This window comes from Clostridium sp. D43t1_170807_H7, from assembly GCF_015555905.1.
GTDB lineage: Bacteria > Bacillota > Clostridia > Clostridiales > Clostridiaceae > Clostridium.
The window spans coordinates 72,696-85,955 of sequence record NZ_JADNLK010000009.1 but is presented as its reverse complement, the minus strand read 5'-3'; the positions used below and the strand labels follow the sequence as shown (position 1 = coordinate 85,955).

The 13,260-nt window shown below is 28.5% G+C and carries 13 protein-coding genes; 7 read left to right on the top strand and 6 right to left on the bottom strand.

Annotated elements, in window-relative coordinates; all coding sequences use genetic code 11:
- Positions 1 to 455 precede the first annotated feature (455 nt).
- Genes I2E98_RS07565 through I2E98_RS07545 form a run of 5 tightly spaced genes read left to right on the top strand, consistent with a single transcriptional unit; the run spans position 456 to position 5,430 of the window.
- Positions 456 to 1,406, top strand: a complete 951-nt coding sequence (locus I2E98_RS07565) for an iron-hydroxamate ABC transporter substrate-binding protein (protein WP_195468344.1) — start codon at positions 456 to 458, stop codon at positions 1,404 to 1,406.
- Entirely contained in the window at positions 1,393 to 2,385 is a 993-nt protein-coding gene (locus tag I2E98_RS07560) for an iron ABC transporter permease (RefSeq protein ID WP_195468343.1), read from the top strand. Before I2E98_RS07565 ends, I2E98_RS07560 begins: the two co-directional genes overlap by 14 nt.
- Complete coding sequence (locus I2E98_RS07555; RefSeq protein ID WP_195468342.1) at positions 2,385 to 3,392, top strand: iron ABC transporter permease; 1,008 nt, start codon at positions 2,385 to 2,387, stop codon at positions 3,390 to 3,392. Before I2E98_RS07560 ends, I2E98_RS07555 begins: the two co-directional genes overlap by 1 nt.
- A gap of 3 nt (positions 3,393 to 3,395) precedes the next feature.
- Positions 3,396 to 4,196 (top strand): ABC transporter ATP-binding protein, encoded by an 801-nt coding sequence (locus tag I2E98_RS07550; RefSeq protein WP_195468341.1) that lies wholly within the window; start codon positions 3,396 to 3,398, stop codon positions 4,194 to 4,196.
- Positions 4,186 to 5,430, top strand: a complete 1,245-nt coding sequence (locus I2E98_RS07545; RefSeq protein WP_195468340.1) for an MFS transporter — start codon at positions 4,186 to 4,188, stop codon at positions 5,428 to 5,430. Before I2E98_RS07550 ends, I2E98_RS07545 begins: the two co-directional genes overlap by 11 nt.
- Before the next feature lie 98 nt (positions 5,431 to 5,528).
- On the opposite strand, the gene I2E98_RS07540 is transcribed toward I2E98_RS07545, so the two are convergent.
- On the bottom strand, positions 5,529 to 6,557 hold the full coding sequence (locus tag I2E98_RS07540; RefSeq protein ID WP_195468339.1) for an FUSC family protein: 1,029 nt from the start codon (positions 6,555 to 6,557) through the stop codon (positions 5,529 to 5,531).
- A gap of 130 nt (positions 6,558 to 6,687) precedes the next feature.
- Here I2E98_RS07540 and I2E98_RS07535 point away from each other — a divergent pair, with 130 nt between their 5' ends.
- Positions 6,688 to 7,728, top strand: a complete 1,041-nt coding sequence (locus tag I2E98_RS07535) for a nucleoid-associated protein (protein ID WP_195468338.1) — start codon at positions 6,688 to 6,690, stop codon at positions 7,726 to 7,728.
- A gap of 50 nt (positions 7,729 to 7,778) precedes the next feature.
- Here the strand turns inward: I2E98_RS07535 and I2E98_RS07530 are convergent, their stop codons facing one another.
- Entirely contained in the window at positions 7,779 to 8,123 is a 345-nt protein-coding gene (locus tag I2E98_RS07530) for a cupin domain-containing protein (protein ID WP_243251018.1), read from the bottom strand.
- A 173-nt stretch (positions 8,124 to 8,296) separates the two neighbouring features.
- Between I2E98_RS07530 and I2E98_RS07525 the strand changes: the two genes are divergently transcribed.
- Positions 8,297 to 8,803, top strand: a complete 507-nt coding sequence (locus I2E98_RS07525) for a ferritin (RefSeq protein WP_195468336.1) — start codon at positions 8,297 to 8,299, stop codon at positions 8,801 to 8,803.
- A gap of 122 nt (positions 8,804 to 8,925) precedes the next feature.
- Here the strand turns inward: I2E98_RS07525 and argF are convergent, their stop codons facing one another.
- From argF to argJ, 4 genes are all read right to left on the bottom strand, one after another.
- Positions 8,926 to 9,846, bottom strand: a complete 921-nt coding sequence (gene argF / locus I2E98_RS07520; protein ID WP_195468335.1) for an ornithine carbamoyltransferase — start codon at positions 9,844 to 9,846, stop codon at positions 8,926 to 8,928.
- A gap of 40 nt (positions 9,847 to 9,886) precedes the next feature.
- Positions 9,887 to 11,062: an aspartate aminotransferase family protein gene (locus I2E98_RS07515; protein ID WP_195468334.1), complete on the bottom strand. Its 1,176-nt coding sequence runs from the start codon at positions 11,060 to 11,062 to the stop codon at positions 9,887 to 9,889.
- Between the two features lie 22 nt (positions 11,063 to 11,084).
- The gene (argB, locus tag I2E98_RS07510; RefSeq protein WP_195468333.1) at positions 11,085 to 11,939 is read right to left on the bottom strand and encodes an acetylglutamate kinase; all 855 of its coding nucleotides are present in this window, start codon (positions 11,937 to 11,939) and stop codon (positions 11,085 to 11,087) included.
- An 82-nt stretch (positions 11,940 to 12,021) separates the two neighbouring features.
- Positions 12,022 to 13,251 (bottom strand): bifunctional ornithine acetyltransferase/N-acetylglutamate synthase, encoded by a 1,230-nt coding sequence (gene argJ / locus I2E98_RS07505; RefSeq protein WP_195468332.1) that lies wholly within the window; start codon positions 13,249 to 13,251, stop codon positions 12,022 to 12,024.
- Positions 13,252 to 13,260: the final 9 nt, after the last annotated feature.

The window sequence follows — 13,260 nt, the reverse complement described above, 5'->3', positions numbered from 1 at the left end:
ATAATGAACAACAAGAAAATTATACGTGGTTTGCTGCAGATCCAACACTAGAATAATGTAATAGCGATTTTTAATTGCAAGACAAGAGATTTAAGATTAGATGATTATAAACATAATTGTGATTATTTATTAATTAATAAAATGACTCAAGAAATAATAAAGATTTATCTTCCAGAACTAGAAAGAATGAATGAAAAAATTATCTATATTAAAAATAATTAAAACACATGTGAAAGTTTAAATTTCACATGTGTTTTTTATTTAAGTGTAATATTATTTGTGAATAATATGGAAATACTAATAAAAAAGAGTTATTAAGTTAAAAATTATTCTATAAGATGATAAAATTATTAAATTAGATGCAAAGATTGAAATGAGAATCACTCTCATATAAAATGAATGAAGTCGAGAGAAAAAATAAGAGTTAAGTATAAAAGTATAAGTGGAGGTACATAATGAAAAAGAGATTATTAAAAACATTAGTAGCAACTTGTATGACAGCTATGATGTTTGTTGGATGTGCAAGCAATAGTGCTACAAATGAAGAAAATGTTAATGGAAATACTGTAACAGTTACAGATGTAAGAGGAGAAGTAGAAATACCAGCAGATCCTCAAAGAATAGTAGACTTAAGTGGAAACAGTGATATTTTATCAATATTAGGATATGACGTAATAGGTACTGCAAATAGTGATGCATATGACTATACTAAGTTACCTTCATATTTAGAAGAAACATTAAGTGGAGCAGAAATTTTAGGATATAGCTACCAAGATACTATGGATGTAGAAGCAATAATGAACTTAAATCCAGATTTAATAGTTATATCAACAATTCAAGAAAAGATGTATGATCAGTTAAGTGAAATAGCACCAACTGTTATGATTCAATTAGAAGCTTTAAATTGGAAAGATGATGTTAGAGCTTTAGGAAAAGTGTTTGGTAAAGAAGAAGTTGCAAATGAATGGATAGCTAATTATGAAGCTAAAGCTAAAGAAGCTGGTGATAAGATCAAGTCTGAATTTGGTGAAGATACAACTTACCTTTCAATTTTAGCAAATCCTAACGGTTTCAATGTATTTGATGGAGCAGGTTTTGGAGATGTATTATATAGCGATATGGGACTTGCTAAGCCAGTTGGAATGCCAGAACAAACAGATGTTAGTTTACCAGTTGTTAGTTATGAAGGGTTAGCATCAATTCAAGCTGATTATATATTTGTAATGGGATCAGATGAAGAATTAGCTCAAATAAAATCAAATCCAATTTGGAACAGCTTACCTGCAGTTAAAGAAGGTCATGTAATAGAATTACCATCATCACCATACTTTAACCAAGGATATAGCTCAATAGGTAGAGAATTATTAGTAAATGAAATAGGTGACATGTTAAATGGAACAAAGTAATAAACGTACAATAATTTTTATAATTTGTAGTTTGTTACTCTTAGTAGGAGGATTGACTTTAGCCATAAGGTTAGGGTCAGTCCATATTACTTTTTCAGATATTTGGAATAGTATATTTAATTATAACGAAGATTTAAATCTTATTCTTGTCAGGGATGTACGTATTCCAAGAGCACTTTGTGTATTGTTTACTGGAGGAGTATTAGGAGTAACAGGTGCAATGATTCAAGGGGTTACTAGAAATCCAATAGCTGAGCCTTCTATATTAGGTATAAGCCAAGGAGCAACTTTAGTAATAGCTATTTTTTATGCAGCAGGAATAGGGATAACTACAAATAGTGTAATGATAGCTTCTTTTATAGGAGCATTATTAACTGGAATAATAGTTTTAGGATTTATATCAAAAAAAGCAAATAACAATTCAATTGCAAAGATACTTTTAGCAGGAACTGCCATGAGTACATTTTTTATTTCTTTAACTACTATAATTGGACTTTTATCAAATCAATCTCAAATGATAGGATTTTGGGTATCAGGAGGATTTAGAAATGTAACATGGCAAGACTTTAGGTTAATATTTATAGTAGGTGTTATAGGACTTATTATAGCAATGATTCTATCACCTAAAATAAATATATTAAACTTAGGTGATGATGTTGCTATTGGGCTTGGAGAAAACCCAGAAAAAATAAGATTTATTACTCTTATGGTTATGATACCAATGTGCGCAGCAGCTGTAGCAGTAGGTAAAAATATAGCTTTTGTAGGATTGATAATTCCACAAATAGTAAGAAAATTATTAGGTGAAGATTATAGAAGAAATATTCCATGTTCATTTTTACTTGGAGCAGTTCTTTTAATATTTTCAGATATTGCAGCAAGAATGTTATTTGACCCATATGAAACACCAATTGGGGTATTTACAGCATTAATAGGTGTACCATTCTTTATATCAATAGCTAGAAAGGAGAGAGGATAATGAATAAAAAACGATTTAAAATAGTATTAGCAGTTTTAATAGCATTATTACTAATCTCCTTTATGGTAACATTATGTTGGGGTACATATAAGATATCACCTTCTCAAGTTTTAAATACTCTTTTAGGAAACGGAAGTAAACTTCAAAATACAGCAATAATAAATATTAGACTTCCAAGAATGTTAGTAGGTATATTTGTAGCAATAGCCTTATCAACGGCTGGATGTATTCTTCAAACTATAACTAAAAATGATTTAGCAGATACAGGAATAATAGGGATAAATGCAGGAGCATCAGTTGCAGCAGTATTATTCATTACATATTCTACTGGAGCTTATTATAGTGAATTAGGTGAACTTTCTATATTTGTTTTACCTTTTATGGCTATAATTGGAGCAGGTGTTTCTGCACTTATAATTTATATGATGTCTAGTAGAAAAGGAATAAAACCTAAGAGACTTTTATTAATAGGTATTGGATTAAATGCTGGGCTTAATGCATTTATAACTTTCTTTACATTTAGAGGTGGAATTGGAGATTATAATAGAGTATTAGTTTGGACATCAGGAAGTCTTTGGGGGTCAGGATGGAGTTATGCAAAGGTGATAATTCCAATAGTAGCCTTAATGTTTATAGTAGTTTTATTAAATCATAAAAAGTTAGATGTTTTAAATCTTTCAGATGAACTTGCTATATCATTAGGGTTAAATTTAGAAAAGGAAAGAAAGAAATTTTTAACTTTTGCAGTTATATTAGCAGGAACAGCAACAGCATTTGCAGGTAATATTGGATTCTTAGGGCTTATATCTCCTCATATTGCAAGAAAGTTAGTTGGATCTTATCATAAAAACTTCATTACAATTTCAGCAATGATAAGTATTATTATAGTTATTCTTGCAGATGCAGTTTCAAGAAATTTATTCTCTCCAATTGAAATTCCAGTAGGAATAACAGTATCAATATTTGGAGTACCATATTTTATTTATTTAATGATGAAGGAGAAATAATTGATGGAAGCTATTAGTGTAAAGAATTTAACAGTTGCATATGAAAATAATACTATAATTGAAGATATGAGTTTATCTATACCTAAGGGAAAGATAAGTATAATAATTGGAGCAAATGGTTGTGGTAAATCAACTTTACTTAAGACTATAGCAAGAATTAATAAGCCTAAGACTGGTGATATCTTCATTAATAATAAAAATATAAAAAAGGTAAAAGAAAAGAATATAGCAAAAGAAGTTGCATTTTTACCACAAGGGCCGGTTTGTCCAGATGGACTTACTGTAAGAGAACTTGTTGCATTTGGTAGATTTCCACATCAAAAAATGATAGGTGGTCTTAACAGTCATGATAAGGAGCGTATTGATTGGGCAATAAAAGAGACTGGTCTTAGTGAATTTGCAGATAGAGAAGTAGCAAATTTATCTGGAGGACAAAGACAGAGGGCTTGGATTGCTATGACTTTAGCTCAAGAAACAGAAATAATAATGCTTGATGAGCCTACTACATATTTAGATATGTCTTATCAATTAGAAGTTTTAGAAGTTCTCGAAAAGCTTAATAAAGAGAAGAATATTACAGTAGTTATAGTTCTTCATGAGCTTAATAATGCTTGTAGATTTGCAGATAATATTATTGGTCTAAAAAAGGGAAAGATTATATGTGAAGGAAAGCCATTAGAGGTAATTAATAAGGAAAATCTGAAAACAATATATGGAATAGATGCCAACCTTACAATAAGTGAAGATGGTAAGTATCCAATATGTATGGAATATGATTTATTCAGGGGGACGAATGAAAAATAAAAACTTTATAATAATAGTTATAGGGCAAATTATTTCTCTTTTTGGAAATGCAATTCAAAGATTTAGTATGTCATTATACTTATTAGAATTTACAGGCAGTACAGCTGTCTTTGCTAGAATATTAGCAATATCAACCATACCTTATATTATATTTGCACCAATTGCAGGAAGACTTTCTGATAATATAAATAGAAAAAAGATAATGGTTTATTTAGATTTAATTTGTTCAGTAGTAATTGGGATTTATGCATTTATATTATTAAAGGGGTATGACCATGAGCTTATAGTTGGAACTGTAATGTTTATACTATCTATATGTGCTACATTATACGGACCAGCAGTTACTTCATCTATTCCACAAATAGTAGAAGAAGAAAAACTTACATCTGCAAATGGAGTTATAAATCAAGTAGGATCAATTGTAAATTTTGCAGGACCAATACTTGCAGGATTAGTTTATGGATTATTAGGAATTAAAGCAATAGTGATTGTAAATGCAGTGAGTTTCTTAGTATCAGCTATTATGGAAATGTTCTTAGATATTCCAGATGTAATAAAAGAGAATATAGAAAATGCTGATAATGAAAAAGTAATATCTATGAAATTTGTGAAGCAATCATGTGTAGATATGAAAGAAAGTTTTATTTATTTAAAAAATGAAAAGAAGGTTATTCTGGGAATAATAGCTTCCTATGCATTATGCAATATTTTCTTAGTTCCTATATTATCAATAGTTGCACCATACTTTATAAATGTATTTTTAGGACTTCCATCAGAAGTTTTTGGAATAGTAGAAGCAGTATGTGTTTTAGGAATGATATTAGGAGGTTTTCTTATAAGTGTAAAACCGGATATGTTCTCTATTAAAAAGGTGCATTATACATATCTACCTATGATAGCAGGAGTTATAATTATAGCTACGTTAGGATTTTTAAAACTAAATCCATATGTATTAGCTAGTACATTTGCATTTGGAGGACTTGCAATAATGTTATCTTTATCATTATCAAATGTATTAACTTTAACATTTATACAAAAACAAATTCCAGATAATATGTTAGGTAGAGTATCAGCATTTTCAACAGCAATTGCAACTATAAGTGTTGCACCAGGACAATTATTATTTGGACAAGTTATTGATATGGGAATGCCACTAGGAGTAATTCTTATAATAACAGCTATATTTAATATTGGACTTATGTTATTTATTAAGTGGAATGTAAGAAATGTTTAATATCAATATATTAATATAGTAGAAGTAAAAAGGATGATTTCTATTTATTTGAAATCATCTTTTTTATTTACATTAAAGTCTATGAGGAATAGTAAATATTATTTACTTATATCATCAGGTTGATTTTTTCTTAAAATAAATCTGTTAGCTAATAAAGCTAGAATAGTACCTACCCCAACATAAAATATTCTTTCTAAGACAGTTTTTACAGAACCATTTGTAATTGCAAGAGGTGTAATTGCTGAAATAGTTACTAATACTATAACATCTCTATAATCTACAGCAAATGAATTTAAATATCCAGCTATTAATACTATTAGTACTCTCAAGGTATTATTTTTTATAAATATAAATAAGATTAATACTATTACTGCACCTAGAATAGTTCCTTGAATTCTTTTTTTAGCTCTAATTTTACAGTTCTCTGAATATAATTCTGTTAAAGAGAAGATGGTATATGCCATCCAACGTCCTTCTGCTAACTTAAAATAAAAGGTAATAAAAGATGTTAATGCTGTAAGTATACCTACTCGAATAGCATAAGAAGCTCTTACAGTATGAATTTTTACCTCTTTACCAAATATGTTTACATATCGATATATAGAGTCACTTTCATCGGTCTTAAATCCTATTAATGAATTTTCTTTCTTAAATGTATTAGTTTTCTTTGAATTTACTATAAATTGACTAATCATAATAATTACAGCGCTGAATATTAGTCCTAAAATTCTTTTAACAAAAACTTCGCCATAAACGGGAGCATTTAAAGTAAATAGGTATTGCAATCCATAAGGTAATACTAATCCTTTAGTGAGATTATAACTAAAGTAATATCCAATTAATGACAGAGATAAAAAGTCTAAAATTATTCCCAGCCATACATTACTAGCGGATATAAAAGCAGCAAAACCTAATGCTAAGTTTATTCCAAGAAGTGTTAAAAAGTTTTTTAAAGGATATTGAGTTAAATCTCTACCTAAAAGCATTAGTAGAACTATTATTGTTGTAATTGCAACAGGAGTATTTTCATCTCCAAACAATGCTTTAAAGATACTAATAAATAGCATTATAAATATAAATAATATAGTCTTTGATATTATATTCTTTTTTAAACTATTTTTATCCATAATTAACCTCGTTAATAATTTATTCTATGGATTTAGTATGTGCAATAAATTAAAAAAATAAATTATATATAATATGAGATGATGATATAATATCTAAAGTAATTACAAAAGTAAAAATAGAGGTGATATTTTGGAATATATTAATGATATAAATATTCAAGAAGCGGTAATACATATTTTAGATACGAATACATCTGAGCCAATACTAAATGAATATACATTAGAATTAAATGAAGATATATATAAGTTTTTACATAAACATATAGATAAGTGTTTGAAAGATGATGAATTAAAAACAGCATTATTTAAATTAGAAAGAAACATTGTAAAAGAAATAGTACAAGATTATTTGAATGGAATAGATAATAACTTTTTAGAATTATCTAAAGAATTATCTAGACAGCTTTTTTCTATTATGAAGGGAAATATTAATATTCCACCTTGTGATTTAATAGTAGTTTCGTTAGTTACAGATATAGGACCTATGATAGGAATACTTAAGATGGATTATGTAAAAAACTTTACACATTCAGTTGAGTTTTTAGATAATAAAATAGGAATAGGAATAATTCCTCAAGCAGCAGGATTACCAAGTAGTAGTCAAAGAATTCAGAAGGCTGCATTTATAAAGCCAATAAGAGAAAATCAAGCATTTGATTTATATGTAATTGATAAGCAAAAAAAATCTAGTCAAGATGACGAATATGGAGCAAATTATTTTATGAATAGCTTCTTAGGGTGTAATATTGTTGCTAATAAGAGAGATATGACTAAAACATTTTTAAAAGCAACAGAAAGTTGGACTAGAAGTAATATTACAGAGGATGCTGAAAAGGCAGAGATGATAAGAACTACTGTTAAAAGCAAACTAAAAGAAGAAGAATCAATTAATATTCAAGAAATATCTAATGAATTGTTTAAGGATAGTATAACTCAAAAGCAAGATTTTGAAACCTTTATGAGTGGAAATGGATTAGAAAAAGAAATTTCAGTTGATAAGGCATGGGTTGAGAAAAAGCTTAAGAGAATAAGACTAAAAATAGATAAAGATATAGATTTATATATTAATGAAGAAGCTTACCATGATAATAGTAAATTTGAGATTCAACGTAATGGTGATGGAAGCATTAATATGATAATTAAACATGTAATTAATTATATTGAAAAATAACTAATAAAGATTATACATTTTATTATGTATAATCTTTATTAGTTTAAATACTATACTGGATGATAATCAGAAGGTGTAGGTGCAATTATTCCTATAAATATAAAATCTTCATCTCCAGTATTAAGCATTCCATGATGCTCATTTTTAGCAGATAATATTATATCGCCTTTAGAAATTTCAACTTCTTTGCCTTGTTCAGGATAGAATATTCCTTTTCCTTGCATACATATCCATACATCATCAGAAGTCGTATGCATATGAGTAGGTACTTTTTGACCAGGCTTAACAACCCAAACAACTCCAGAAGTTAGATCAGTTGAATAAAAAGGTGTTTTTGTAGCTTGATCATCATTTCCTATAGCAATTTCATTTAATTTAAATAATCTAGTTTTCATAAATGTAATCTCCATTAAAATAAAAATTATTTATAATATTATGTTATGTAAATTAAATTTTTTAATGTATTTAAAAAAAATATTAATATAGTAGTTATTAGATATTTGATAAAAAATGATATATATGAGAAAATATATATTGCTATAATGAAAAAATTAGGAGGATTAGAGTTATGTTAAATGAAACTTTATTAAAAGCACTTAATGATCAAGTAAACTTTGAGTTTTACTCTTCATATACATATCTAGCTATGGCAGGATACTGCGAGTCAGTAGATTTAGTTGGGTTTGCTAATTTCTTTAGAGTTCAAGCTAAAGAGGAGTTAGATCATGCTATGAAATTCTATGAATATGTTTATCAAAAAAATGGTTCAATAGAATTAGAGAAAATTGATAAACCACAAGTTACTTATAACGGAATAATTGATGTATTTGAAAAGGGATACCAACATGAGCAATTAGTAACTAAGAAAATCTATGAGTTAACTGATATTGCTTATGAAGTTAAAGAACATGCTACAATAAGCTTATTAAAATGGTTTATTGATGAGCAAGTAGAAGAGGAAAATAGCTTTAATGCAATTTTAAAGAAGGTTAGAAGATGTGAGGATAATCCAGCAGCTTTATATCTATTAGATGATGAATTAGCAAAAAGAGTTTATACTCCTTTAAATATGTAATTTTATAAAATTATTAAGACCTATTACAGTAATTATAAGTGTAATAGGTCTTATATATTAAAAATATATTGAAATAACAATTTTTTAAGTTATATTTTATATATAATTATATTAATAAAAAATTAAGATAATAGCTTAACTAGAACTGCCTTTTGAGCATGAAGTCTATTTTCAGCTTCTTCAAATATTTCATCAGCATGAGCCTCTAGTATCTCTTCGGTAATTTCTTCATTTCTATGAGCTGGAAGGCAATGTAATACTATAGCATCATTATTAGCTAATTTCATTATTTCAGAATTAACTTGATATCCTTGGAAAGCTAGTTGGCGTTTCTTACTTTCACACTCTTGTCCCATACTAGCCCATACATCAGTTATAACTACATCAGCATTTTTTATAGCTTCAGAGGGATATTCAGTCATTTCGAAAGAAACTCCATTTTCTTCAGCTAATGAAATACCTTTTTCAATGTAATATTTAGGTGGCTTATAGCCAATAGGATTAGCTATAGATATATTCATTCCTAAAGTTAAGCAACCAACAATTAAAGAGTTACACATATTATTACCGTCACCAATATATGCAACTTTTAAACCTTCAAGAATAAGTTTCTTTTCTCTTATAGTCATTAAGTCTGCTAAAACTTGACATGGATGCTCATCATCAGTTAGTCCATTAATTATAGGAATAGAAGAGCACTCTGCAAGAGTTTCTACCTCTTTTTGAGAAAAAGTTCTTATCATTATTCCATCTAAGTATCTAGATAAAACTCTAGCTGTATCTTGAATAGGTTCTCCACGACCTATTTGTAGATCTTTTGAACTTAAGAATAGAGGATGTCCACCAAGCTGATACATTCCTACTTCAAAGGAAACTCTAGTACGAGTTGATGCTTTTTCAAAAATCATACCTAAAGATTTTCCTTTAAGTAAATGATGCTCTATACCATGTTTTTGTTCATATTTTAATTGGTCGGCAAGATTTAATATATCTAAAATCTCATCCTTCGAAAGATTATCCATACGTAATAAATGTTTATTCATAAAATTCTCCTTAATAAAAATAAATTTTAACTAATATCTATTAATATTCTTTAAGAGTAGAGATAAGTATATTAATACCTTCTTTAATATTATCTATTGAAGTATTTAAAGGAGGTAACAAACGTATAACATTTTTACCAGCAGTTAATACTAAAAGCCCATTTTCTAATGCTTTCTTTTGGATAAAAGAAGAATCTCCTGTAATTTCTATACCTATCATTAAACCAAGACCACGAACATCTTTTACAGAAGTTAAATTACTATTTAAGATAGTATCTTTTATTAACTGCCCTTTAAGAATAATTTGATTATAAGAGTCAGTATTACAAATTTGTTTTAAAACTGAAAGTGAACCAGAACATATAACAGGATTTCCACCAAAAGTTGAACCGTGATCTCCAGGATTAAATGTATCTGAAAGCTTATCATTACATAATACTGCACCTATAGGAAGTCCACCACCTAATCCCTTAGCACAAGTAACTATATCAGGTGTTATATTAAAATGGTTATATCCAAATAGTGTTCCAGTTCTTCCTATTCCACATTGAACTTCATCAAATATAATCAAGATATCTTTTTCTTTAGCTAATTTACAAGTTTCTAAAACGAAGTTTTTATCTAATGGATGAACACCACCTTCACCTTGAATAGCTTCCATCATTATTGCACAAACATCAGAAGTAAGTTTTTCTTTTAGATCATTAATGGAATTAGCAGTTACATAATTAAACCCAGTAGGGAATGGAAAGAAGTAATTATGAAATTTATCTTGTCCTGTTGCAGTTAATGTAGCTAATGTTCTGCCATGGAAAGATTGTTTCAGTGAAAGAATAGTACCTCTACCTTCACCATATTTATTAAAGCTATATTTTCTAGCAAGTTTAATAGCGCATTCATTTGCCTCAGCTCCAGAATTGGCAAAGAAAACTTTACTCATTCCAGATAATTCACAAAGTTTTTTTGCAAGCGATACAGTAGAATTGTTAGTAAAAATATTAGATAAGTGTTGAAAATTGTTTAGTTGAGATATTATTGAGTTTTTCCATTCAGAATTGTTATATCCTAAAGAGTTAACGCCAATTCCACTAGTAAAATCTATATATTTTTTATTATTTTTATCAAATAAGTAAGAGCCTTGGCCATAGGCTATTTCAATAGGCAAGGTAGCATAAGTATTCATTAAATACTTACTTTCTTGTTGAAATAAAGTCATTTTAATCACCTCGTTTAATTATTTAATAAATCTCTGTTCCGATTCCTTTTTTAGATAATAATTCAAGTAAGATAGAGTGTTTAATTCTGCCATCAATTATATGAGCTTTTTTAACGCCCATTCTTACAGATTCAACACAGCAGTTTATTTTAGGAATCATGCCACCTTTAATTACTTTATCGACAGTTAGTTTTGGAATTTGATGTAATCTTAAAGTTGAAATTAAGGTAGAAGAGTCATCTGGATTTGTCATTACACCAGGTACATCAGTTAAAAGAATTAATTTTTCAGCTTTTAAAGCAGAAGCAATTTTTGAAGCACAAGTATCTGCATTTATGTTATAACTATTAGTATCATTTTCACCTATTGCAATAGAAGAAACTACAGGAATATAACCAGAATTCATTGATAAGTTTAGAAGTTCTGTATTTACAGAAGTTATTTCGCCTACAAAACCTAAATCAATATCATTAGTAAGCTTTTTAGCTTTTATTAATGAGCCATCAATTCCAGATAAGCCAATTGCTTTACCACCATTTTTTTCAATAAGTTTAACTAAATCTTTATTTACTTTTCCGGCTAAAACCATTTGAGCAACTGTTATCGTGATTTCATCAGTGTATCTTAAACCATTTATAAATTTACTTTCATGATTCATTTGAGCTAAAGTATTGCTAATATCAGGACCACCGCCATGAACTATTATTGGATTAATTCCAATACATTTCATAAGGATAATATCATTTATTACTGTTTTAGTTAATTCATCATTAATCATGGCATTTCCACCATATTTAATTACGATAGTTTTACCGTAATATTCCTGAATATAAGGTAATGCCTGAATTAATATATTTGCATGTTGAGTATAGTTCAATTATTACACCTCCTAAAAAATGGGTGGACCTCCGAGGTCAATCCAATATATGGATTGACCCCGAAGGTCCACCTATATATTGTTAACTGCGGTAGTCACCATTTATTTTTACGTAATCATAAGTTAAATCGCAGCCCCATGTTGTTGCCTCATATGAAGCTAATTTCATATCTATTAAAATTTTAATTTCATCTTGTAATAAAATTTCTTTTGCTTTAGCTTCATTAAAGCTTACAGAAGCACCATCTTGACAAACAAGAATTTCTCCGGCAGTACTTGCAAAAGAAACATCAACTTTTTCAGGATCAAAGTCAATGCCAGAATAGCCTAATGCACAAAGAATTCTTCCCCAGTTAGCATCACTACCAAAGATTGCAGCTTTAACAAGGCTTGAAGTAATTACACTCTTTGAAAGAGCTTCAGCCTCTTCAATAGAATTAGCATTTTTTACAGTACATTCTATAAGCTTGGTGGCTCCTTCACCATCCTTTGCAATTTTTTTAGATATATAAATATTCAAAGTTGTTAATGCTTCCAAAAATAAGTTATAATCATCATTTTTTTCAGTTATAGTTTCATTTGAAGCAAGTCCATTTGCCATTATTAAAACCATATCATTAGTACTAGAATCACCATCAACACTTATTCTGTTATAAGAAATATTAACACTTTCTTTTAATGCTTCTTTTAATAAAGAAGGAGAGATTGAAATATCAGTAGTTATAAAAGAAAGCATAGTAGCCATATTTGGATGAATCATACCAGATCCTTTAGCCATAGCAGCAAGTGTAACTTTCTTACCACCAATGTTTAATTGGATTCCAGCTTGTTTTTCAACTGTATCAGTAGTCATAATAGCCATAGATGCATTTTTAGCACCTTCAATATCACTAGATAAATTACCTACCAATTGAGGAATGCCATTCTTTATTGCATCTATATTAAGGGGAACACCTATTACTCCAGTGGAAGCAACAAGTACATCATCGTTTTTAATACTTAATGCTTTAGCACAAAGATGAGTCATTTTTTTTGCTTTTGATAAACCATCATCACCATTACAAGTGTTAGCATTTCCACTATTAATAATTATTGCTTGAGCTTTTTTATTAATTAAATGTTGTTTAGTTATTGTAAGTGGAGCACCTTTTACCTTATTTTTTGTATAAACTCCGCAAGAGGTAGCTACAACATCAGAATATATTAAGGCTAAGTCTTTTTTTAATAAACTCTTTTTTAGTCCGCAATGAATTCCAGATGCTTTAAAGCCAACAGGAGAAGTCACCGTCAAATTTTCATCTATTTTAATCATAAATTACAC

Bases quoted from the DNA above. Each gene is read 5' to 3' on its own strand.
- I2E98_RS07565 (WP_195468344.1), top strand. From the start codon at position 456: ATGAAAAAGAGATTATTAAAAACATTAGTAGCAACTTGTATGACAGCT.
- I2E98_RS07560 (WP_195468343.1), top strand. From the start codon at position 1,393: ATGGAACAAAGTAATAAACGTACAATAATTTTTATAATTTGTAGTTTG.
- I2E98_RS07555 (WP_195468342.1), top strand. From the start codon at position 2,385: ATGAATAAAAAACGATTTAAAATAGTATTAGCAGTTTTAATAGCATTA.
- I2E98_RS07550 (WP_195468341.1), top strand. From the start codon at position 3,396: ATGGAAGCTATTAGTGTAAAGAATTTAACAGTTGCATATGAAAATAAT.
- I2E98_RS07545 (WP_195468340.1), top strand. From the start codon at position 4,186: ATGAAAAATAAAAACTTTATAATAATAGTTATAGGGCAAATTATTTCT.
- I2E98_RS07540 (WP_195468339.1), bottom strand. From the start codon at position 6,557: ATGGATAAAAATAGTTTAAAAAAGAATATAATATCAAAGACTATATTA.
- I2E98_RS07530 (WP_243251018.1), bottom strand. From the start codon at position 8,123: ATGAAAACTAGATTATTTAAATTAAATGAAATTGCTATAGGAAATGAT.
- I2E98_RS07525 (WP_195468336.1), top strand. From the start codon at position 8,297: ATGTTAAATGAAACTTTATTAAAAGCACTTAATGATCAAGTAAACTTT.
- argF (WP_195468335.1), bottom strand. From the start codon at position 9,846: ATGAATAAACATTTATTACGTATGGATAATCTTTCGAAGGATGAGATT.
- I2E98_RS07515 (WP_195468334.1), bottom strand. From the start codon at position 11,062: ATGACTTTATTTCAACAAGAAAGTAAGTATTTAATGAATACTTATGCT.
- argJ (WP_195468332.1), bottom strand. From the start codon at position 13,251: ATGATTAAAATAGATGAAAATTTGACGGTGACTTCTCCTGTTGGCTTT.